General features: G+C 39.9%; 17 protein-coding genes. 16 read left to right on the forward strand and 1 reads right to left on the reverse strand.

Annotated features, from left to right (window positions below; all coding sequences use genetic code 11):
• Nucleotides 1-184 precede the first annotated feature (184 nt).
• Both K0I63_RS07000 and K0I63_RS07005 read left to right on the forward strand, forming a co-directional pair.
• Nucleotides 185-916, forward strand: coding sequence for an MlaA family lipoprotein (locus K0I63_RS07000; RefSeq protein ID WP_223294805.1), 732 nt, complete (start codon nt 185-187; stop codon nt 914-916).
• A gap of 130 nt (nt 917-1,046) precedes the next feature.
• Nucleotides 1,047-2,150 carry a response regulator gene (locus tag K0I63_RS07005; protein WP_220082960.1) on the forward strand — a complete coding sequence of 368 codons (1,104 nt, stop codon included), beginning with the start codon at nt 1,047-1,049 and terminating at the stop codon, nt 2,148-2,150.
• A gap of 105 nt (nt 2,151-2,255) precedes the next feature.
• Here K0I63_RS07005 and K0I63_RS07010 read toward each other — a convergent pair whose 3' ends face one another.
• Nucleotides 2,256-3,725: a peptide MFS transporter gene (locus K0I63_RS07010; RefSeq protein WP_011865198.1), complete on the reverse strand. Its 1,470-nt coding sequence runs from the start codon at nt 3,723-3,725 to the stop codon at nt 2,256-2,258.
• A 578-nt stretch (nt 3,726-4,303) separates the two neighbouring features.
• Between K0I63_RS07010 and rfaH the strand changes: the two genes are divergently transcribed.
• From rfaH to K0I63_RS07080, 14 genes are all read left to right on the forward strand, one after another.
• Entirely contained in the window at nt 4,304-4,831 is a 528-nt protein-coding gene (gene rfaH, locus K0I63_RS07015) for a transcription/translation regulatory transformer protein RfaH (RefSeq protein ID WP_220082961.1), read from the forward strand.
• A 782-nt stretch (nt 4,832-5,613) separates the two neighbouring features.
• Complete coding sequence (locus tag K0I63_RS07020; protein WP_220082962.1) at nt 5,614-8,376, forward strand: SLBB domain-containing protein; 2,763 nt, start codon at nt 5,614-5,616, stop codon at nt 8,374-8,376.
• An 85-nt stretch (nt 8,377-8,461) separates the two neighbouring features.
• Complete coding sequence (locus K0I63_RS07025) at nt 8,462-9,436, forward strand: Wzz/FepE/Etk N-terminal domain-containing protein (protein ID WP_220082963.1); 975 nt, start codon at nt 8,462-8,464, stop codon at nt 9,434-9,436.
• A 205-nt stretch (nt 9,437-9,641) separates the two neighbouring features.
• Nucleotides 9,642-10,922, forward strand: a complete 1,281-nt coding sequence (gene tviB / locus K0I63_RS07030) for a Vi polysaccharide biosynthesis UDP-N-acetylglucosamine C-6 dehydrogenase TviB (protein ID WP_220082964.1) — start codon at nt 9,642-9,644, stop codon at nt 10,920-10,922.
• Between the two features lie 11 nt (nt 10,923-10,933).
• Nucleotides 10,934-11,878 (forward strand): Gfo/Idh/MocA family oxidoreductase, encoded by a 945-nt coding sequence (locus K0I63_RS07035; RefSeq protein WP_220082965.1) that lies wholly within the window; start codon nt 10,934-10,936, stop codon nt 11,876-11,878.
• A 29-nt stretch (nt 11,879-11,907) separates the two neighbouring features.
• Nucleotides 11,908-12,483: an acyltransferase gene (locus K0I63_RS07040; RefSeq protein ID WP_434086789.1), complete on the forward strand. Its 576-nt coding sequence runs from the start codon at nt 11,908-11,910 to the stop codon at nt 12,481-12,483.
• A gap of 15 nt (nt 12,484-12,498) precedes the next feature.
• The gene (locus K0I63_RS07045) at nt 12,499-13,563 is read left to right on the forward strand and encodes a DegT/DnrJ/EryC1/StrS family aminotransferase (RefSeq protein ID WP_220082967.1); all 1,065 of its coding nucleotides are present in this window, start codon (nt 12,499-12,501) and stop codon (nt 13,561-13,563) included.
• A 96-nt stretch (nt 13,564-13,659) separates the two neighbouring features.
• Complete coding sequence (locus tag K0I63_RS07050) at nt 13,660-14,856, forward strand: lipopolysaccharide biosynthesis protein (RefSeq protein ID WP_220082968.1); 1,197 nt, start codon at nt 13,660-13,662, stop codon at nt 14,854-14,856.
• Complete coding sequence (locus K0I63_RS07055) at nt 14,837-15,412, forward strand: acyltransferase (protein WP_220082969.1); 576 nt, start codon at nt 14,837-14,839, stop codon at nt 15,410-15,412. The genes K0I63_RS07050 and K0I63_RS07055 overlap by 20 nt, the downstream gene beginning before the upstream one ends.
• Nucleotides 15,409-16,326 (forward strand): formyltransferase family protein, encoded by a 918-nt coding sequence (locus K0I63_RS07060; RefSeq protein WP_220082970.1) that lies wholly within the window; start codon nt 15,409-15,411, stop codon nt 16,324-16,326. Before K0I63_RS07055 ends, K0I63_RS07060 begins: the two co-directional genes overlap by 4 nt.
• Nucleotides 16,327-16,328: 2 nt before the next feature.
• The gene (locus K0I63_RS07065) at nt 16,329-17,342 is read left to right on the forward strand and encodes a GNAT family N-acetyltransferase (RefSeq protein ID WP_220082971.1); all 1,014 of its coding nucleotides are present in this window, start codon (nt 16,329-16,331) and stop codon (nt 17,340-17,342) included.
• A complete protein-coding gene (locus K0I63_RS07070) occupies nt 17,339-18,751 on the forward strand; it encodes a DUF7033 domain-containing protein (protein ID WP_220082972.1) in 1,413 nt (470 codons plus the stop codon). Before K0I63_RS07065 ends, K0I63_RS07070 begins: the two co-directional genes overlap by 4 nt.
• On the forward strand, nt 18,732-19,802 hold the full coding sequence (locus K0I63_RS07075) for a glycosyltransferase family protein (RefSeq protein ID WP_220082973.1): 1,071 nt from the start codon (nt 18,732-18,734) through the stop codon (nt 19,800-19,802). The genes K0I63_RS07070 and K0I63_RS07075 overlap by 20 nt, the downstream gene beginning before the upstream one ends.
• The gene (locus tag K0I63_RS07080; protein WP_220082974.1) at nt 19,786-21,036 is read left to right on the forward strand and encodes an O-antigen ligase family protein; all 1,251 of its coding nucleotides are present in this window, start codon (nt 19,786-19,788) and stop codon (nt 21,034-21,036) included. Before K0I63_RS07075 ends, K0I63_RS07080 begins: the two co-directional genes overlap by 17 nt.
• Nucleotide 21,037 lies beyond the last annotated feature (1 nt).

Below are 21,037 nucleotides of genomic sequence, written 5' to 3' on the forward strand. Positions count from 1 at the left end.
CCTATCGCTTTAGCTGAGTATCCTTAGCGATCTGAAAAGGAAAACCAAACTGTGTAGTCTAGTATTAACACTTTATCGTCAACAATAGCTGGTGACTTTAGCCGTGTTAATACTAATTAGGAAACTAATTTATATGAAGTGTAAATGGATTGCGTTGAGTCTGCTATTGGTTGGTGCCCAGGCGATGGCACAGACAGACACAAGCGATGAGCGTGCAACGGATAGCACCACAGCAGAAGTCACCATTATCTATAACGATGAGCGCGATCCCCTGGAAGGCTTTAACCGCGCCATGTGGGATTTCAACTATCAGTTTCTCGACAAATATTTCTATCGCCCCGTGGCTCATGGCTACAATGATATCTTGCCCAGGCCGGTGAAGACAGGCGTTAATAACTTCGTCCTTAACTTCGAAGAACCCAGTTCCATGGTGAATAACGCTTTGCAGGGCAAGTGGGGTTGGGCGGCCAATGCCGGCGGGCGGTTTACCATTAACACCACCATCGGCCTGTTAGGGGTGATCGATGTTGCCGACATGATGGGTTTACAGCGTAAGCAGGACGAGTTTAATGAGGTGTTAGGTTACTACGGTGTGCCTAACGGTCCTTACTTTATGGCGCCGTTTTTAGGCCCCTATGTGACTCGAGAATTGGCCTCTGATTGGGTGGACGGTCTCTATTTTCCGCTGTCTGAGTTGACTATGTGGCAATCCTTGGCCAAGTGGGGGCTGAAAAACCTACACAGGCGCGCATCGGCAATTGACCAAGAAAGACTTGTCGATAATGCACTTGACCCCTACACTTTTGTTAAGGAAGCGTATTTTCAGCATCTTGACTATAAAGTTTATGATGGCGACATACCCGTGTCGACTGATGATGACGAATTGCTCGACGAATACATGACAGAGCTTGATTAACATCAGTGTCCCGCATAACCCATTGTTTCATAATAGGCGAAGGAACTAGCGATAAGATGTTGCTTATCTAGGCGTATATGGATGTACTAGATTTTGCGGCTTAGCCAGAGTGCAAGCCTGGGGAAGCTAAATGGCGTTAGAAGATCTAGTGATACTGTTAGTGGAAGACGACCCGGTATTTCGCAGTATTGTGGCCGCCTTCTTGACCAATCGCGGCGCGACCGTGATTGAGGCCGATGATGGTCAGCAGGGGTTAGAGCGGTTTAGTCAGCACGATTTTGACATCGTACTGGCGGATCTCAGCATGCCTATCCTGGGTGGGCTGGATATGCTCAAGCAGATGATAAAGCGCAAGCCAGATACCCTCTCAATCGTCATTTCTGGTAACCAGGTGATGGCCGATGTGGTCGAGGCGCTCAGAGTGGGCGCGAGTGATTACCTGGTTAAGCCGGTTAACGACCTCTGCCTTATCGAGAACGCGATCCGTCAATGTGTGGGCGGTAGCAGTCAGCAAGATGTGCAACTGGAAGATCTCGACGAATTATCCTATCAAGAGTTAGAGGAGCACCTTAATCTGCTGGAGCAGAACGCCGAGGCAGCTAAGAGCGTGCAGCAGCAGCTGTTTCCTCCCTCTGTCATCGATTATCCCAAGGCCAAGATCGACTATAGCTTGTTCAAGCATGATGAGGTGAGCGCCTACTTTATCGATAGCGTCAATGTGGGCGAAAGGTATCTCATCATGTATATGGCGCATTTTCATCCCCAAGATAACCGCTGCGCCTTTGCGAGTGTACTGCTGAAGAGCTTTGTCAATCAGAAGCTTAAACAGTTTCGCAATGACAAAACCGAAACTGTCATCGAGCCCTTTAATATGTTGAGTTACCTCAATGAGCGGATGAGTAAGTCGGGGTTAGATATCTATGTGGATATCGTCTATGCCGTGGTTGAGCTGACTCATTATCGGGCGTCTATCGCCCAGGCGGGGAAGGGATTGAGGTGTTATATTCGCAATGAGGAAGGCTTGATGCCGCTTGCGATGCCTGACGCCCTGCAGCTGGGTATTTTAGAGTGGGGCCAGCCGAGCACTCAGTTTCGCAATTTAATGCCGGGAGAGAGCCTGTGTGTGGCTTCTAGCAATACCGAGCATAGGGAGATGTTACTCAATGATGAGTTTGTCGGTTTGAGCTATAGCCCTAAGGTTGCCCCTGGTGGTTATGTGCAGATGAGCTTCTAGTTATTCCTAGAAATTTTTATATTTTTATCAAGTCTAAAAACAAAAAACGCCACATTGAGTGGCGTTTTTTATGGAGCTAAATTTTAGTTATCTAGCGATAAGCCATTAGCGCTTAATTGCTTCATGCTCGGCAGTGATAGCAATCTCTTCTTCTAAGGCTTCTTCTTCTGTGTGGTGGCTGTCTTCTGCGCCATGCATCCAGTCAACCAGTTTATCCGCCATGAAGTAGAGGATAACGCCTGACAGAGCGGCTGTGATAGCGATGCCTGCAAAGATAGACATAGCATTGGCTAGCTGCTCCTCTTTTGCACCACCGTGGCCGATGAATGAACCGATAATACCGCCAATCTTGTTAGCCGCGGCAACAAACAGGAACCATGCACCCATCATGAGTGATGCGATACGCAGTGGAGCCAGCTTGGTGACCATAGACAGGCCGATTGGAGAGAGACACAGTTCACCCATGGTGTGGAAGAAATAAGCACCTACCAACCACCACATGCTTGACTTAGCATTAGCGTCGCCGCCCATCTCGAGTACCGCACCGATCATGAACAGGAAGCCTGTTGCAAGCAGCACCAGACCTAGCGCGAATTTCACCGGAGAGTTTGGCTCTCTGTCACCCAAACGAACCCAGATAGAGGCGACTACAGGGGCGAAGATCACGATGAACATAGCGTTCAGTGATTGGAACCAGGTAGTCGGGACTTCCCAGCTGCCAATCATACGGTCGGTGAAGTCGTTGGTGAAGAGGTTCATCAGGCCACCGGCTTGCTCGAAGCCTGCCCAGAAGATAATGGTAAACAGACCCATGACCATGATCACTTTGATGCGATCGCGTTCAACTTTGGTTAGCGGCTCTTTGCGCACTTCACCTTTTTCTGCCGCTCTCTGCTTTTCAAGTTGGGCGGCTGGTACACGACCGATATCGCCTAGCAGCTTTTGTGCGAACAGGAATTGGATGATCAGTGAGAGGATCATACCAATACCGGCACAGATGAAGCCTGCTTGGAAGTTACCATCGAAGTAAGCCACGACAGAACCAACTATGATGCCCGATAGGAAGGCACCTACGTTAATACCCATGTAGAAGATGGTGAATGCACCGTCACGGCGGTGATCGCCTTCTTCATAGAGGTCTCCCACCATAGTAGAGATGTTTGGCTTGAATAGGCCGTTACCTAAGATTAGGACGCCCAGACCAACATAGAAGACTTCAGTTTCCATGCCTTGTACCCAAGCATGTGGGGTACCAAGAATAAATTGACCGGCGGCCATCAGGGCGCCACCTATCATGATGGCTTTACGTTGACCTAGGAATGTATCGGCGAGCCAGCCACCGATGAGAGGAGTTAGGTAAACAAGACCTGTGAATGTACCGTAAAGATTTAGGGCGTCTGCCTGGGTCCAACCTAGACCGTGACCACCTTGGGATTGTACTGCGTCGACGAGATAAAGTACCAGGATGGCTCGCATCGCATAGTAACTGAAACGTTCCCATAACTCAGTTGTAAACAACAGGAACAGTCCCTTAGGATGGCCGAGCATCGTACCTTGGGGTTTTGCTGCACTCATGTAAGTCTTCCACCTTCAGCTTGTGATTGCCTACATAACAAAAACTATGTAGAAAAATGGTTGTTGCTAATATAGCTCGCTTGTTGGATAGAGACGCTCAGTTTAGTGTAACTTATTGAGAATGTTACCTAATCTTCCTTGCTGCGTTCTAATCTTGTTGCGAGGATTTATTATATTTTAATATTTAGGGTATTAAATTTTATCAAACCCATCTTATATACCCTTTTCATCGCCTAAAAGTCAATTTACCTGGGTTAACTGTCCAACAAATCATCACTGGTTGGAGGGGCTAGGGCATGATTGTTTATGGCCTGTTACATGCCGCGGAAAGATTTGACCTGAGATAACAAAGCGGGTGGGTAAAATAGAGGAAAAACGCTCTTTTCTTTGACCTAGAGTATTTGCTATGATTTCGGCCGTGAATTGGATGTCACCTGAATTATCTCGTTATCTTTGCGTTGCGCGTTATTCTGAGCGTCTTGCAAAACACAGCAATTGTGAAAGTAAGTCCGCAGTGGTTTCTGTCATAGCGGTTATTAAGTGTTAGCTAACGATAAAACTAGGTTCTTAAGGAAATTATGAAGTCTTGGTATCTTGTGTATTGCAAACCTCGCGGCGAAACGCGCGCGCAGCAAAATCTTGCATTGCAACAGATAGAGACCTACCTGCCCACTCTCCCGCAACAGATCACTAAGGCCGGCAAAACCAGTGTTAAGCGTCTGCCGCTGTTTCCCTGTTACCTGTTTATCTATTTCGACCCGCTAGAGATCAGCGTCAGCAAGATTCACTCGACACGAGGCGTGTCTCGAATCATAGGGTGCCGTGAAGAGATGACGGCGATCGACGATGCCATAGTACATTCCATCAAGATGCGTGAGGCCAAGTTGCTTAATGCGTTGCAATTACCTAGTGATGATTTGTTGAGTAGCAACGCTGAGCCTAGGTTGTCTGTCGGCGATAAGGTGAAGTTTGTCGAAGGGCCATTTAAGGAGCTTGAAGGGATCTTTGAAGAGCAGAGTGGCGATAAGCGCTGCCACATTCTTTTTGAGATCATGGGGCAGCAAAAGAGGGTGTCGGTCTCGAGGGCCAGTATCAAGGGGGTTTGAGGAAGCTTGCTGATTGGGTAACCTCATATTGTTCAAATAGCACTTTGAAGCAATAGGTAGACGTTTATAAGGGATAAGAAGTAGGTCGTTGGCGCTAATCTTTGTAAGAGATCTGCTATAACGCGCGATTCATTGTTAGATTAATCTTCCCGTTTTGTTGGTGTTTTGGTTATTCGGTAACAGATTTTGGTCGTTGAAGGCCTGTATTGAGTGATTTTAAGCTGATTGTGCTTACCGCATTCGATTGTATTAAACGATTGACGAGTATATGAGCAGTAATTGTCATTTTGTTCCAGTACAATGAATCGCTTTTCTTCAAGATAGCGCAAAAGTACTTTATTTAATGTGTCATTTTGTAGTGCATATTAACCAAAGTGTTTTAGTAAAGAGTGATTTAAAAGTTAGATTTCGCGTGGCGAAGGGCATGTTGGGAGCCGTAACCTATGGGCGGTAGCGTGCCTGAAAGGCAAAAGACAGAACAGTTTCTGTCTTTTAGCGATAGCCGAAGGCCTCTGGCCGCCACGCGGATCGGTAGCGTGCCCGCGGGGCATCGAATGAACACTAAGCATTTTGAGATAGTATTCGTTAAGCGATAGCCGAAAATGATTGTCAGGAACAATCATTAACAGCTTTAGCTGGCTCGAAGAGTGAAGTACAGGATGTACTGAGTCAGGTCGCCGCCACGTCGCTAGCGTGTCCGAATGCCAGTAATTGGCTTAGATTTTATCTGCTTAATCCGGAAAGTTTTATTTAGACCTTGCCTTTATCAATGGAGATTATCGGTGTTACAACGAACCAAAAAAGTCATTATAACAGCGGTTGCCGCACTATTTTTGGTGGGGCCCCAGGCGCAGGCGATCACGCCGTCGCCGCAAATGATAGAGCAGTTTAAAAATCTGCCAGCCTCTGAGCAGCAGAGATTAGCTCGTCAGTACGGTATTGATCCTGCCATGCTTGGAGGCGCGAGTGCGTCGCAGCAAAATCTCGATAATCCGCAAGTCGTTCAGCCTCGAGTAAATGATCAATTTAGTCAGCCTCGTGCAACTAATGAAGTGGTCGATCATTCCCGCGATGCGGCAAATGAGCTTAACTTCTCACAGGATAAACAGAAGAATCAGCTAGCACGTTTTGGGTACGAGTTGTTTCAGGGCGAGCCAACGACCTTTGCGCCGGTCTCTGATGTGCCTGTTCCTAGTGAGTATTTGGTTGGTCCTGGTGACAGAATTAAGGTACAGCTCTTTGGCAAAGAGAATAAAGAATATGACCTGGTGATTAATCGAGAGGGGAGCATTCAATTCCCCGAGCTCGGTCCTATCTCGGTAGCAGGTTTAAGTTTTGCCGAGCTTCGAGAGTCTCTGAGTCATCGTATTTCTCAGCAGATGATAGGGATTGAGTCGAATATCACCATGGGTGAGCTGCGCTCTATTCGTATCTTTATAGCCGGTGATGCCTATAAGCCAGGTTCTTATACCGTCTCGAGTCTGTCTACTATCACCCAGGCATTGTTTGTCGCCGGCGGGGTGAACGAGATTGGTTCACTGCGTAACATTCAGGTCAAGCGTAATGGCAAGCTAGTCGGCAGCATGGATCTGTATGATCTACTGATGCGAGGTGATGCGTCGGGTGACATACGTTTGCGCTCTGGCGATGTAGTGTTTATTCCCCCAGTAGGTGGACTCGTAAGTATTACTGGCGAAGTGCGTCGCCCTGCAATCTATGAGTTGAAACGTAATGAGACAGTTGCCGATATTGTAGCTATGGCCGCAGGGGTAAAGCCTGGCGCTTATCCTAAGAGTAGCAGTATAGAGCGATATAACAGTAATGGCCTTCGCAGTATCGTGAATGTCGATTTAACGTCTGCGAAAGGTAAATCAACAAAGGCCCAAGCGGGTGATTTTATTCGTGTAAAAAATGCCTCTGGTCAGTTTGAAGATGCCATTACCGTGGTTGGTGCTGTCGTTCGACCAGGAAAATACCAATGGTTTGATGGCCAAAAAGTTAGCGATCTTCTGCCTTCCCTGTGGGGGGATCTTTCGATTACAGCCGATCTCAATTATGCGATTATTGTAAGAGAGGTGAATCGCTACGGTAAGGTCAAGGTACTTCAATTTTCACCTAGCCGTGCTATAGCAGAAAAAGACGTCGCGCAAGATTTGTTATTAGCCCCTCGCGATAAGGTCATGCTGTTTAACTATAGCGATGACACTCAAAATCGTTATGAACTAAACAAGTTGGTGAAACAAAGAGTTGAGAAGGTAACCTCGCTTACGGGTGATAGCCTTGTCGGTAACGATCTGTTTAAGGCTGGCTTCTCTCAGCTCGATAAGATGCAACTTTCACAACGTAGTCAAATTGGTGGTGTAGTTGTAGCTAAAGAAGCGCCTGATGATAAAGAGCAGCTTGTAAAGGGTGAAGTCAACAAGATGCTGGCTAACCTATTTGAGGACAAGGAGCTCATTAAGCTTAGTGGTGCCATGAATCGCAGTGAGCTGCTTTATCCAGTCGTTGCCCAGCTAGCCAGCCAAGGAAATTCAGATAAAGGTACGCAAGTGGTTGCCATCAGTGGCAAGGTGCGTCACCCAGGGGTATATCCCCTAACGCAAGGAGCTAAGGTTGAAGACTTAGTCGTGGCAGCCGGTGGATTAGTTGAAGGCGCTTACACAGCTCGAGCAGAGTTGACTACAACGGTGATTGGAAGCGAAGAGTCTAGCGTTAATCATTCAAGCGTTAATTTAGATGACGCATTGGCAGGTATTGATAGTGCCAATGTGACGTTAAGTTCCAGAGACATCTTGACGGTAATGACAACGCCAGATTGGCAGGAAAATAAGGCGGTTGAAATTCGTGGTGAGGTCAAGTTCCCCGGAATGTATAACATTCGCCGTGGTGAGACGCTTGCCGATGTGATCGATCGTGCGGGTGGATTTACCCAGTACGCTTATTTACCGTCCTCTGTGTTTGTTCGCGAGTCGGTGCGTCAGCAAGAGCAGCTTGAGATTAAGAAGCTTGCCGATCAACTACGCCGTGATATTGCTACACGAGGCGTTTCCAAAGATGGCAATGTGGTAAATTACAGCGATGCTCAGATGATGCTAACCGATCTAGAAAACATCAAGGCGGTAGGTCGCTTGGTTGTTGACTTATCTGCTATATCAATAGGTATCGAACAGGCTGACCTTCAATTAGAAGATCAAGATATCCTCTATGTGCCTTCGGTTAAACAGACAATTGCGGTAATGGGTGAGGTGCAGCATGCTGCAACTCATAGGTTTAAAGAGGGCTTAACGTTAGACCAGTATCTTGAAATGTCCGGAGGAGCCAGAGAGCGCGCCGATGAAGATAGAACTTATATTATAAAGGCTAATGGTTCAGTGATTCTTCCAAATCGCTCCATGTGGTTTAGCAGCAATACCGAGCTAAACCCAGGTGACACCATTATCGTACCACTGGATACAGAGTATAAAGATAACCTGACACTCTGGACTCAGGTTACCGGCATTATTTATAACAGCGCAGTTGCATTAGCCACGATTGCCAAACTATAGCCTTTACTATGAGCACTTTGATGAGCTTAGTTATCGAAGTGCTTTGTTTCTTCTTAGGATAATGAGACTCAGAGACACAAATTCTATGTCCACCGAGATAAAAAACTATAGCGATGTTCAATTTTCCGATATGCGCGCTCAAGTACAACAAGCCAATGATGAAATAGACCTTAGAGAACTCTTTTCAGTCATCTGGCAAGGCAAATGGCTAATTATTGCTATAACAGCCGTATTTGCCATTGGCTCGGTTATTTTTGCCATTATGCAACCCAATATCTATAAGTCTGAGGCGCTTTTAGCTCCAGCAAGTGAGGAGCAAGGAGGCGGTTTAAGCGCATTAGCTTCTCAGTTTGGTGGCTTAGCGAGTATGGCGGGCATTAACTTAGGTAGCGGTGGTGGTGTTGACAAGACCCAGATGGCTATTGAGGTGATGAAATCGCGTCAATTTGCGAGTGATTTCTTTCAAAAGCACCATCTTTTGCCTGATTTGATGGCCGCAGAAAAATGGAACATGGCCGATAACAGCATTGTATATGACGCTGAGTTATACAATGCTGAAGCCAAGAAATGGGTAAGAGAAGTAGATGCGCCTTTTAAGCCTGAACCATCAATGCAGGAAGCTTTTAAAGAATTTAGCAAGATAGTTAGCGTGAATTCTGCAAAGGATACTGGCATGGTAACCGTATCTGTGGAGCACTTGTCGCCAGCGATAGCTCAGCAATGGGTCAATTGGCTAGTTGAAGATATCAACAAAGTCATGAAAGAGCGTGATGTAGCAGAGGCTATCCGAAGTAGTGACTTTTTAAACAAGCAGATTGCACAAACAAATGTTGCTGATATCCGCACGATTTTATATAAGCTGATTGAAGAGCAAGCTAAAACCATCATGTTTGCAGAAGTACGTGATGAATACGTATTTAAAACGATAGACCCTGCATTAGTACCTGAAGAAAAAGCGAAGCCAAAACGTGCACTCATCTGTGTATTGGGTACCATGCTAGGTGGAATGTTAGCCGTAATGCTGGTTCTTATAAGACATTTTGTGAGAAAAGAAAGTTAGAGCAAAATTTTTATGGGCCGATGGGAACCACTGCTGTTAAATATAGAGCAGAAAAACGGTAAAACCTAGACTTTTTATAGGATTACGACAATAGATGGTCTCAAAATGGACGAACAGTGGCTCAGCTAGGCTTAAAAAGCTGAGATGAAACAATGATTTTAGTTTTATAAATTTTTACGTATTTAGTCAAGTTGGAACTCGATATATGAACAGCAGTTTTGGAAATTTAAACATTGGCATTATTGGTTTAGGGTATGTAGGTTTACCTTTAGCAGTCGAATTTGGTAAGCAATATAATACTATTGGTTTTGACATCAATGAACCTAGAGTTGCGGAGTTGAGTTCAGGTAAAGATTCAACCTTAGAGTGTACCTCCTCAGAACTGTCTGAAGCACATTTGTTGAAGTACACCTCACATCTAGAAGACATTAAAGACTGCAACTTTTATATTGTAACCGTTCCGACTCCTATTGATAGTAGTAATGCACCAGACTTGACACCGTTGAAAAAGGCTTCTGAAGCATTAGGTAAAGTTATCTCTGTAAATGATATAGTTGTATTTGAGTCGACAGTTTATCCCGGTGCAACTGAAGAGGTTTGTATTCCGATTATTGAGCGTGGATCTGGCCTAAAGTTTAATAAAGACTTTTTTGCCGGATATAGCCCTGAACGTATTAATCCAGGTGATAAGGTTAATCGTTTAACTACAATTGTTAAAATTACGTCAGGTTCAACGCCAGAAATTGCTGATTTTGTCGATTTAGTTTATCGCTCAGTTGTGACTGCAGGTACCCATAAAGCGTCATCTATCAAAGTGGCAGAAGCTGCTAAAGTCATCGAGAATACCCAGCGAGACTTAAATATTGCCATTATTAATGAGTTTGCCAAAATTTTTAATCGGCTAAATATTGATACAGAGGAAGTACTAAAGGCTGCTGGTACTAAGTGGAACTTCTTACATTTCAAACCAGGTTTAGTTGGCGGGCATTGTATCAGTGTTGACCCTTACTATCTTACTCACAAAGCCAAAGAAGTGGGGTATATGCCCGAGGTTATTTTGGCTGGTCGTCGCATAAATGACGGTATGGGAAGTTATGTTGCAACCCAAATGGTGAAGAAGCTTGCGAGCAAGAAAATTCATATTGATGAGGCAAATGTGCTTGTGATGGGAATTACGTTCAAAGGTGACTGTCCTGACGTACGAAACACCAAGGTTATTGAGATCATTAAAGAACTTCAAAGTTTTAATATCAATGTAGATGTTTATGACACATGGGCTGACCCAGCGGAAGTGAAACATGAGTATGGCATTGAGCTAATAAGCGAACTAAAAGAAAACAATTATGATGGAATAATCCTAGCTGTAGACCATAGTGAGTTAAAAGAGATGGGAATCAAAAAGGTAAGAGCACTCGGCAAACAAAATCATGTTGTTTATGATGTAAAGTATGTATTTCCTCTCGATGCTGCCGATATCCGTTTGTAAGGAATAAATTAATGAAAAAGTTTGCTTTAATTGGAGCCGGTGGTTATATCGCTCCTCGTCATCTGAATGCCATCAAAGACACTGGTAATAATTTAGTTGTTGCTATGGATGTTAATGACTCAGTAGGCATTATGGATATGCATTTTCCTGAGTCAGAGTTTTTTACTGAATTTGAAGCTTTTGCGGCATATGTAGAGGATGAAGCATTAAAAGGTAATAAACTCGATTATATTTCTATTTGTACACCGAATTACTTGCATGCCCCGCAAATGAAATTTGCGTTGAAGAATGGCATAGATGTTATATGTGAAAAACCCCTAGTTCTAAGCTCCAAAGAGATTGATACATTAAAAGTGTATGAAGAAAAATATGGCGCTAAGGTTAACAGTATTCTTCAGTTACGCTTGCACCCGTCGATTATTGCTTTACGTGAAAAGGTGAATAATAGTCCTTCAGATAAAATCTTTGATGTTGAACTTACTTATATGACATCTCGGGGGAAGTGGTATTTAAAGTCATGGAAAGGTGTTGATGAAAAATCTGGGGGGGTTGCAACCAACGTCGGGGTTCACTTCTTTGATATGCTTCATTTTATTTTTGGAGATATAAAATTTAATGAAGTTCATTACAAAGATGAACAAACAGTTGCGGGTTACTTAGTGTATGAGCGTGCACGTGTTAAGTGGTTCTTGTCAATCGATGCAAATAATCTACCTGAGAATGCTATTCAAGGTGAAAAGAAAACTTATCGAAGCATCATGATAGGTGACGAAGAACTAGAGTTTTCGGGTGGGTTTACTGATTTACATACTCAAAGTTATGAAAATGTTTTAGCCGGCAAAGGTTATGGCCTTGAGGAAAACCGCACAGCGATAGAGACCGTAGAAAAAATACGAGATCAAAAAGTGGTTGCCAATCCAGGGCACTATCACCCATTAATGGCTAAGTTAGTCTAATCATCTTGGGGCCTACAAAAATGAATTATATGAAACACGAAACAGCGATTATTGATGAAGGCGCAGTCATTGGTGATGGTTCAAGAGTATGGCATTGGGCACATGTGTGTGGTGGTGCGAGAATTGGCCAAGGGGTTTCGTTAGGTCAAAACGTTTTTGTAGGTAACAGAGTTACTATCGGTAACAAATGTAAGATTCAAAACAATGTATCAGTTTACGATAATGTGCACTTAGAAGATGGTGTTTTCTGTGGACCCAGTATGGTTTTTACTAATGTATATAATCCGCGTTCACTTGTTGAACGAAAGGATGAATACCGGAATACTTTTGTTAAAAAAGGCGCTACTTTAGGTGCCAATTGCACGGTAGTTTGTGGCATTACAATTGGTGAGTTTGCATTTATTGGAGCGGGAACGGTTGTAAATAAGGATGTTAAACCCTATGCGTTAATGGTGGGTGTACCTGCAAAACAGATCGGATGGATGAGTGCATATGGAGAGAAACTAGATTTACCACTATGTGGCAATGCAAGAGCTATATGTCCACATACAAATGATATTTATACACTCATAAATAACAAACTTGTTCGTGAAGTATTGAAATAGAATAGAGTACCGAAAATGCAGTTTATTGACCTTGAAGCACAGTATCTTCACTTAAAAGATAAAATTAACGCACGTATACAAAAAGTCCTAGATCATGGCCAGTACATTATGGGGCCTGAAGTGCAAGAGCTAGAACAAAAACTAGCAGAATATGTAGGAGTAAAGCACGCGATTACTTGTGCTAATGGTACTGATGCCTTGACTCTAGCTATGATGGTATTAGGCATAAAAGAGGGCGATGCTGTTTTTTGTCCAACATTTACCTTCTTCGCTACAGCGGAGGTAATTGCTTACGAAGGCGCAACTCCTGTATTTGTTGATTCTGATGCAGACACCTTTAATATTTGTCCTATCGATTTAGAAAAAAGAATACAAAAAGTAATTGAAGATGGTGTATTAACACCTAAAGCTATCATTGCTGTAGATTTGTTTGGTTTGCCCGCAAATTACCCCGAAATTGAAAAGGTTGCTAAAAAATATAGTCTTAAGTTAGTTGAAGATGCCGCACAAGGTTTTGGCGGTTCTATTAAAGGGAAAAGGGCAGGAAGCTTTGGCGATATGGCAACAACAAGTTTCTTTCCTGCCAAACCATTAGGTTGCTACGGAGATGGTGGGGCAGTTTTTACCAATAATGATGAATATGCCGAATTGATAAAATCTTATCGAGTACACGGTAAAGGTCATGATAAGTACGACAATGTTCGAATAGGGATGAATAGCCGTTTAGATACAATTCAGGCAGCTATTCTAATTGAAAAGCTAGCAGAGTTCCCTATTGAGTTGATAAACAGAAATAGAGCTGCAAAATGTTATGAATTAGAGCTGTCTCCAATGTATGTTACTCCTAAGGTTCCTCAACATTATGTCAGCTCTTGGGCCCAGTATACTTTGATGAGTGGAGAGCGTGATACCGTTATGGCTGCATATAAAGATAAGGGGATTCCAACTTTTGTTTATTATAAGACGTGTATGCATCAACAGACAGCATTTGAATACCTGAACTATAAAGTCGGTGATTTTCCTGTTGCAGAGCGGTTAGCAAAACAAGTATTTAGTTTGCCAATGCATGGTTATTTATGAGTAAATTTCTCGATAGAGTTTGTGTTCTTTTATTTTGCGATTACGCTGGTGTATAAAGATATATAAACCATCCACGTCAGAATAAGTGTGGTTATTTTGAAAAAATTCTTAACTGGCAATGTTTTTGCTCAAATAATACCGTTGTTGATGATGCCGGTGTTGGCTAGGTTATATAGTGTTGAAGTATTCGGTGAGTTTGCATTAAATCTAGCTGTAATCTCTATAGCTAGTATGTTTTCTACTTACAGATTGGAGTATTCGTTCTTCTCTGAAAATGAAAAGTCAGTAGATAGGGTAATTAATTATTGTTTACTGATTCTTCAGTTTAATACTGTGATGCTATTTGTTGTGCTGAGCCTTTTTTTTGAGTTGATAGATGTGTTTTTTTTGGTCTCATCTATTGTTGTTTTTTCTTTTAATAACTTGATGTGTGTTTACCTAAACAGAAAAGATTGCCTTGATGAAATCGTTAAAATAAGGATTGCTACAGTATCCATTGTTAGTATAATTCAGCTTTCTCTTTCTATTTTTCAAATTAATATTTCTGGGGCAGGTATATTTATAGGTTGGCTGTTAGGCTATCTTTTGAGCTCCTTATATTTGCTTGGCAAGTTTCGGAAGTCTTTTTGTGTAATCAGAGTAAATAAAAGAGTTTTAACAATCGTAATCGCTAGGGCAAAAAAAACATTAGCACTTTCCTTCTCGCACGGCATGAATTCCTTCGTGATTCAAATACCAAGCTTTGTTATAAGTCATTTTTATGGTAACGAAGCATTGGGTTTTTATTCCATGGCCTATAAACTCATAAGGGTTCCAACAATCTTTGTAGGTAATTCATTCGGTGAGCTGTTTAGGAGTGAAGCTTCTAAGGAGTTTCTTGAACATAAAAATTTCGAGCGTACGTATAAAAAATATTTAAAAATCCTTTCTGTTCTATCAGTATCAGGCTTCAGCTTCATCTATTTACTCCATGAACATTTAGTGATTTTGGTCCTTGGTAAAGAGTGGTTTGGAAGTGTTGTATATGTACTATCCCTATACCCATTGTTTATCATTTCCTTCGTCAGTTCACCATTGAGTTCATCGTATATTGTAGTTAAAAAATACAGTTTAGATCTTAAAGTCCAATGCGTCTTTTTCGCTGGTTCACTTTTATCGGCATCTTTAGCATTTACAATTGAAGTTGCAAGTCAGTGGGTACTAATTTATAGCATTGTGATGGCATGTATCTATCTTGGTAATGTATGGTGTACATATTCTCTTTCAAGGAATAATGATGAAAAGTTTGCTTAGAAAAATTTTATATAAATTTAGCTACTTTAATATCTGTAAAGAAACGCAGGGAACGGCTGCACCAGTAGGTATTTGGGATATAATTTGCTATCGTTTTTTTAAACACAAAACTGGAATATACTGGCCTGTGCACGTAAGCAGCAAGGTAAGCTCACCTCAAAATATTGAGATTGGGATTGGTACAGCGCCAGGTTTGTCACCTGGTTGTTATATCCAAGGGATTGGAGGCGTGAAAATTGGAGATTACACAATTATTGCGCCAAATGTAGGTATAATCAGCGCTAATCATGACGTATATAACTTTGAGGAGCACAAATGTCAAAGTGTACAAATAGGAGACTATTGTTGGATAGGTATGAATAGTGTCGTGTTGCCTGGCAGCAGGTTAGGAGAGCGAACTATTGTTGCTGCTTGTTCTGTTGTCAAGGGTGATTTTTCTCATGGTTTTTGTGTTTTAGCGGGAAATCCTGCGAGGATAGTTAAATTTTTGGACAGAGAGAAGTGTGTTAATCACGTTAATAGATTCGAATATTTAGGGTTTTTGAAAAAAGTATGACTTTAAAAATTGTTATTTTTACGCAGGGTAAGAGTCGTATAGTAGAGCACATGTTCAATAATTACTCGGTGAGTTTATTAGTTAACTCGAGAAATAGCGAACCTCCTCTGAAAAGTTTCCTTAAATCTGCTGTTAAAAGTTTATTTCCTACAAAAATACAACGTTACTGTAAAGACAATAACGTACAGTATTTTGATTATAATGGGAATAACAACGATGAATTACTTGATATGATTAACAAGTTAAATCCAGATGTTGGTATTGTTTTCTCTATGTCACAACTTATAAAGCAGGATGTAATTGACTCTTTTAAGTATGGAATCGTAAATATCCACCCGTCATACTTGCCATCTTATCGAGGTCCTAACCCACTATTTCAATATTACAAGAATATGGATGAGGTAGGTGGGGTTACTCTACATTTTATTGATAGTGCAGCGGATACCGGAAATATTATTTCTCAAGAAAAGTTTCAGATTAATAAAGGTGATAAGTCGGAAGATATACTTGACAGGGTGATTTATGAACACTCTTTAGCCATGATCGATAAATTTTTAGATAATATTTCAGCTAGCATTGAGAGCGCGAAAGTTCAACCTTCCATAGGTATTAGTTATGCGCCAAGAATTACTCGTTTTGAATTAAACTCCCTTGTTAGAAAGGAAAATATGTCGGCTGTAGAACTATGGCATTTATTACGCGGTACCGAACAATGGTTTCAAGTTTCAAAGCATCCGCTATCTGTGCTGGGGTTTTATTGGAGTGTCGGTTATTATAGCAAAAATTCCAATCATGCGAGGCAGCATAGTAACTTTGAAGTATTTAAACGCCTAGGTAGGTATTATATTCAATATAAAGAAATTTCAATAGAGCTAAATACACAATGGTCTATTCATAAGGTTTTTAAAAAGTAATTATGAATGTATTTAAATTAGGTGAACCTGATACTCTAAGCCTGTTGAGTAATTTTAATGGTGAGCTTCGGTTTAATATCGGGGAGCCCAAAATTGCAGTGCTAAGTAAATATTTTGAAGTTAACTCAATAGTGATTTATGATGGCTGCAAAGAGACTCCTGTGCTTTTCTGTCCTCTTTTTATAAAAGGCAACTCGGTCGTAATACCTATGCTTTCTCAATATACAGGTATATATATAAAGGATAATGAGAAATCATCTTACACAAGTCAATTGTCTAAACAGCATCGTTATTTGTCTTTATTTTTGGAACAATTGAGTGGTTTTAGAAGTATTGAATTTACTTTTCATTACGACTTGCAGAATATCCTACCGCTTATATGGGAAGGTTTTGATGTTAAACCTCGTATAACCTATATATTAGAACGAGATGATACTGATTTGCTTTGGGGAAAGTTGAAAAGCTCAGTTAGAGGTAAGATAAAAAAAGCTAGAAAGAATCTTACTACTATAGAAAATATTTCGGCAGAAGATTTTTATGAGGTAAATAGTAAAACCTTCCAGCGGCAAGGGATTAAAACTCCATATACTAAAAAATATTTAACGGAATTCTTCAGTTCTTTTAGTGACTATAAATGTGGCAAATCATTCGCTGCAGTGGATAAGGCTGGACAGGTAGTTTCAGTTGCATACGTTACTTGGGATGATCGATCTGCCTATCTACATCTAGCAGGAGATGACCCTGAATACAGACATTTGGGAGGGGGGATACTGGTTATATGGGAAGCCATTTTATTTGTCTTTACTAAGCTAGACGTTGATGTATTTGACTTCGAGGGCTCGATGATTAAGGGCGTTGAAGAGGTTAGAAGAAGTTTCGGAGCTAAACAAAAAATCTATTATTCTGTCCAAAAGTTCAATTCAAAAAGAGAAAGAATAAAGTATCATTTGTTACAAGAACTTAAAAGTAGCGGTATTGGTTCTATAGTACGTACTTTCAAAGGTTATATTAGATGATAGAGTTTTATGTCTGTGATGAGTTATTCAATGAATATTCTTATATCTTCGATGAATTTATCAACTCTAGTATTGTACTCAAACTTACTAAAGGAGATAGCTATTTTCTTTGTATTAAAACAGGCAAAACGCTAAACTTGGCTTTAGATGATAGATATCTAAAAAGTATTGTCGCTGGTGACGATATTTCTAGTCATTTTCATGAGGTTTTGGTAAAAAAAGATATATCTAGTGTCGTCGTTTCACATGACTTGGATTTTGATGTTGAAAAGTCGTTTTCAGTTTTGGTCAGTGATAGAACTTCTACTTATTGGAACGATGGATTTGTCAATACTCCAATTTTTTCTTTAATTCTGTATTTACTTTGTATTTTAGACGAAAAATATAGAAACCAAAAGTGTTATCAAGATTCACACGAAAGGTTTGATGCCAAATTTAGCATTCTTACAATAAAAAACGTTATAAAAGAACCTGTGGTTTATAATTTGTTGAGAATGTTTGGCTATATACTGCAGCTTGAATTTTCTTTTTCCACTAATCCTATTAATATTAAGAGGAAGGTGACAAAAGGATTACGCTTAACCGCTGATTTAGATATACCATTTAGCCCAGCTTTAAATGGCTCAACGCGTTTGTTTCGACGTTTAGCTGGTGACTTAATTTTGCGTAGGAACCCAATTAAGCCCTTTGTAACATTGTTTCATTATGTTTTCTATAAATTAACTGGTTCGTTTAGATTTGATGAGTATGTCAATGGTATACATTTGTTAAAGGATGTTGCGATTAGAAATGATAATATTTTAAAGTGTTACTTAATACTTAACCGAACAATTAAGCCTATAGACGGTGATTCAGACGTAAATAATGAAATTTTTATCGCGCTGTTGAAACTCTTAAACTCTGAGAAATTAACCTATGGTGTACATGCATCCTATAAAACGTTAGCTAATCCGACATTACTTAAATATGAGTTGAGTTTAGTTGATGGTATTTCAAATATAGTTAGTAATATTGATGGAGTACGTAGCCATTTTTTAAGAGCGCATTTTCCATGTCACTTTGATATTTTAAGTGAATTAAACGTGATTGAAGACTCTACTCTTTACTTTCACAATGAAATCGGTTTTAGAAGTGGTGTTAATTCACCTTACTATTACTATAATATTGATAGGCGGATAAAAACAGAGTTGATAGTAAATCCAATTCATGTTATGGATGGGACGTTAATAAACTATATTAAAGAGCATGGGGTTAATGCTGGCGTAGAAATAGTTATAGATATAATACGGTTTTGTAAACACTACAATACTGATTTTGATTTGCTATGGCACAACTCTTCCTTGTCTAATAATAAAGAAAGACTCATATTTAACTCTGTGGTAAATGCTTATGAAAACTTTAGTTATTAGTTACCACGATCCTTTAAGTGAAAAAGTTAAAGGAGGGTTTCATGATATTTACAAAGCAATTTTAAATCGAAATGATGTGAGCAAAATTGATTGGTTGGTTTGTGATTTGAATCTTTTTAGATTTGCTTTAGGAAAAGAGAGAAAGATTTCATTAAATAGAGCTATCCGATTGTTAAATGGCATTTCTGAGGAAAATAAAACTACAATTTACTCTTGTATTGAAGTGAGTTTGCCTAAAAGGTTCGATTTATTTGGTAAAGATTTATTTTTCTTTCATCCAAAACTAAATAAGTATAAGTATGATCTGATCATTGTTGAGTCTGTCGAGGCGCTCAGATTCACTAAAATACAAAGACTCATCTCAAACGGATGCAAAGTTATCTATAGGCCTTCAGATCCATTGTTTGCTTGGAGTAGCAAAAGTGAGGCCTGTGATTATGAAAAACTTTTGGTATCAAAATACAAAACAGCGTTTGTTAATGAAAGCTGTAGGGATGCTTTTGATGATATCAAAGAATCTGTGGTTGTGTATAATTGTCTAGACTTTAAACGTTCGAATATTGCAAGAGGCACTATTAATAAGGAGTTTGTTTATATTGGTGCGTTTCCATTGTGTAAAGTTGCATTAAATAAACTTAGTAGAAGATTTCCAGATTATAAAATTAAAGTTTATGGTCCATTCAGGATCGGAGTTATAAATAACATTGAGTATATGGGATACTTAGATTATACAAGATTTTACGATGTTGTTTCGACCGCTAGCGTGTTTATTGTCCCATATGAAAATAAAGGTAAAATTAATTGTTTATTGGAACTAACTAAAAAACTTTTAATGGTAATGGATGTTGGTGTTCCGATAGTAACAATGAATTGTTCACCAAAAGTTCGTGAGTTTGGCATATGTTATTCTAACGATGTAGATGATTTCTTAGAAAAAGTAAGCGTACAAAAAAACTTGACCTCCGTTAAATATCAAGTTCCAGAGATTAGAGGGTTCAATTTTTTTGAAAAAATGATTGGGAATTTCTTTTTTGATGACAATAAGATTTAATTATATTCTTTTTGGAACAGCTCTTTTAGTTTTCTTATTACTATTACCTGGTACATTTGAAAGTGTTTTCTTCTTTAATATATCTGGTTTTTATATTTCAATAATTGAGCTAATTATTTTTGGCTGCTTTTTACGATACGCTTGTTTACGATGTGAATTAAAAAAGCTCAATTTTATTTTGATTTTGATTGTTGTTTGTTCATTGGTTGCATCTTTTTTGTTTTTGAATTTTTCAAGATATGATTACGTTTTATTGGATGTAATTTTCTCTAATCTGACATTCATCGCTTTTTTATTTTGTTTTACTTTCACGGTGCCTGCAAAAATTGAGGCTGTATTTATAGTGAAAGCGTTAAAAGTAGTGGTCTACGGAAATTTTATTTATTTGTTGTTGACGGCGATTTTAATTCCAAATTTTCTAAGTGTTTTTTTTCCAGAACTGTTAAGTCTTCGCTCTGGCTATAGTCTAGATTACTTGTCCAGTGGGATTATCTATAGAGTGCAAAGCCTTATTGGCTCAGCAAATACAACAGGAACCTTAGTTTGCCTGATTTCTGTAGGGATTTTAATACATGAAATTAAATTAAAAAAAATAGATGTTACCTTTCATTTAATTTCATTTGTTTTGGTATGCTTAACGTTATCTCGAACGGGAATGATTTTGTTTTTCTTAGCGTACTTTGTTGCTCAGCCTAAACTTATTTTAAACTCCATTTTTACACGGAAAGGTTTAGTCGGTTTAATCTTTGGGCTTATAATGTTATTTTCAATGGGTATTTTTGAATCTATGCTGCAAAGGCTTGACGGTGAAGGGCAAACTTCGTTGAGTGTAAGAGAAGTTAAGTTGATGTCAGCAGTGAAAGCTATTGAGGAGCAGCAACCAAGTTTATTAGGCAGATCTTTAGGTACTGGAGAGTCAAGGAATCAGGCGATTTTTTTTAACAGTAAACTTGTTCCTGAATCAACGTACAATGCAGCAGATTATTATATTGGGGAGTCAGAAAATTTTATTCTAGTTTTACTCTTTGAGGGCGGACCATTAGTTTTAGTTTTATTTTTATTTTTATTGTTTTTAAAAGACTATCCTAATAATTTTACTAATATTTCATGGTTTTTAGTTATTTTTGGATATTTAATGACTGAAAGTAGTTTTAAAACCCCTCAATTTCTTCTTGTTTGCTTAGTTAGTTACTGGTGTTTTTCTTCACTAAATAAAAATAAGGTTAAATCATAGT

Origin of the sequence: Shewanella rhizosphaerae (genome assembly GCF_019457655.1) — a bacterium.
Classification (GTDB): Bacteria; Pseudomonadota; Gammaproteobacteria; order Enterobacterales; family Shewanellaceae; genus Shewanella; species Shewanella loihica.

Coding starts and splice junctions, on each gene's coding strand:
- K0I63_RS07025 (WP_220082963.1), top strand. CDS start 8,462: ATGTCCACCGAGATAAAAAACTATAGCGATGTTCAATTTTCCGATATG.
- K0I63_RS07060 (WP_220082970.1), top strand. CDS start 15,409: ATGACTTTAAAAATTGTTATTTTTACGCAGGGTAAGAGTCGTATAGTA.
- K0I63_RS07065 (WP_220082971.1), top strand. CDS start 16,329: ATGAATGTATTTAAATTAGGTGAACCTGATACTCTAAGCCTGTTGAGT.
- tviB (WP_220082964.1), top strand. CDS start 9,642: ATGAACAGCAGTTTTGGAAATTTAAACATTGGCATTATTGGTTTAGGG.
- K0I63_RS07010 (WP_011865198.1), bottom strand. CDS start 3,725: ATGAGTGCAGCAAAACCCCAAGGTACGATGCTCGGCCATCCTAAGGGA.
- K0I63_RS07070 (WP_220082972.1), top strand. CDS start 17,339: ATGATAGAGTTTTATGTCTGTGATGAGTTATTCAATGAATATTCTTAT.
- K0I63_RS07075 (WP_220082973.1), top strand. CDS start 18,732: ATGAAAACTTTAGTTATTAGTTACCACGATCCTTTAAGTGAAAAAGTT.
- K0I63_RS07040 (WP_434086789.1), top strand. CDS start 11,908: ATGAAACACGAAACAGCGATTATTGATGAAGGCGCAGTCATTGGTGAT.
- K0I63_RS07005 (WP_220082960.1), top strand. CDS start 1,047: ATGGCGTTAGAAGATCTAGTGATACTGTTAGTGGAAGACGACCCGGTA.
- K0I63_RS07035 (WP_220082965.1), top strand. CDS start 10,934: ATGAAAAAGTTTGCTTTAATTGGAGCCGGTGGTTATATCGCTCCTCGT.
- K0I63_RS07055 (WP_220082969.1), top strand. CDS start 14,837: ATGATGAAAAGTTTGCTTAGAAAAATTTTATATAAATTTAGCTACTTT.
- K0I63_RS07000 (WP_223294805.1), top strand. CDS start 185: ATGGCACAGACAGACACAAGCGATGAGCGTGCAACGGATAGCACCACA.
- K0I63_RS07045 (WP_220082967.1), top strand. CDS start 12,499: ATGCAGTTTATTGACCTTGAAGCACAGTATCTTCACTTAAAAGATAAA.
- K0I63_RS07080 (WP_220082974.1), top strand. CDS start 19,786: ATGACAATAAGATTTAATTATATTCTTTTTGGAACAGCTCTTTTAGTT.
- rfaH (WP_220082961.1), top strand. CDS start 4,304: ATGAAGTCTTGGTATCTTGTGTATTGCAAACCTCGCGGCGAAACGCGC.